The 1,558-nt window shown below is 53.6% G+C and carries 1 rRNA gene; it reads right to left on the reverse strand.

Annotation, left to right across the window (positions count from 1 at the left end):
* Positions 1-1,553: ribosomal RNA gene (locus tag R8O70_RS25020) — 16S ribosomal RNA — on the reverse strand.
* Between the last annotated feature and the right edge of the window lie 5 nt (positions 1,554-1,558).

The raw sequence follows: 1,558 nt of genomic DNA on the forward strand, positions 1-1,558 counted from the left end.
TAAGGAGGTGATCCAGCGCCAGGTTCCCCTAGCGCTACCTTGTTACGACTTCACCCCAGTCATGAACCACAAAGTGGTAAGCGTCCCCCCGAAGGTTAAACTACCTACTTCTTTTGCAGCCCACTCCCATGGTGTGACGGGCGGTGTGTACAAGGCCCGGGAACGTATTCACCGTGGCATTCTGATCCACGATTACTAGCGATTCCGACTTCATGGAGTCGAGTTGCAGACTCCAATCCGGACTACGACGCACTTTTTGGGATTCGCTCACTTTCGCAAGTTGGCCGCCCTCTGTATGCGCCATTGTAGCACGTGTGTAGCCCTACTCGTAAGGGCCATGATGACTTGACGTCGTCCCCACCTTCCTCCGGTTTATCACCGGCAGTCTCCCTGGAGTTCCCGACATTACTCGCTGGCAAACAAGGATAAGGGTTGCGCTCGTTGCGGGACTTAACCCAACATTTCACAACACGAGCTGACGACAGCCATGCAGCACCTGTCTCAGAGTTCCCGAAGGCACCAATCCATCTCTGGAAAGTTCTCTGGATGTCAAGAGTAGGTAAGGTTCTTCGCGTTGCATCGAATTAAACCACATGCTCCACCGCTTGTGCGGGCCCCCGTCAATTCATTTGAGTTTTAATCTTGCGACCGTACTCCCCAGGCGGTCTACTTAACGCGTTAGCTCCGAAAGCCACGGCTCAAGGCCACAACCTCCAAGTAGACATCGTTTACGGCGTGGACTACCAGGGTATCTAATCCTGTTTGCTCCCCACGCTTTCGCATCTGAGTGTCAGTATCTGTCCAGGGGGCCGCCTTCGCCACCGGTATTCCTTCAGATCTCTACGCATTTCACCGCTACACCTGAAATTCTACCCCCCTCTACAGTACTCTAGTCTGCCAGTTTCAAATGCTATTCCGAGGTTGAGCCCCGGGCTTTCACATCTGACTTAACAAACCACCTGCATGCGCTTTACGCCCAGTAATTCCGATTAACGCTCGCACCCTCCGTATTACCGCGGCTGCTGGCACGGAGTTAGCCGGTGCTTCTTCTGTCGCTAACGTCAAATAATGCAGCTATTAACTACACTACCTTCCTCACGACTGAAAGTGCTTTACAACCCGAAGGCCTTCTTCACACACGCGGCATGGCTGCATCAGGCTTGCGCCCATTGTGCAATATTCCCCACTGCTGCCTCCCGTAGGAGTCTGGACCGTGTCTCAGTTCCAGTGTGGCTGATCATCCTCTCAGACCAGCTAGGGATCGTCGCCTTGGTGAGCCCTTACCTCACCAACTAGCTAATCCCACCTAGGCATATCCTGACGCGAGAGGCCCGAAGGTCCCCCTCTTTGGCCCGTAGGCATCATGCGGTATTAGCCATCGTTTCCAATGGTTATCCCCCACATCAGGGCAATTTCCTAGGCATTACTCACCCGTCCGCCGCTCGACGCCGTTATCGTTCCCCGAAGGTTCAGATAACTCGTTTCCGCTCGACTTGCATGTGTTAGGCCTGCCGCCAGCGTTCAATCTGAGCCATGATCAAACTCTTCAATTTAAGAT

The sequence above is a fragment of the Vibrio sp. 779(2023) genome (assembly GCF_033344285.1).
Taxonomy (GTDB): domain Bacteria; phylum Pseudomonadota; class Gammaproteobacteria; order Enterobacterales; family Vibrionaceae; genus Vibrio; species Vibrio alginolyticus.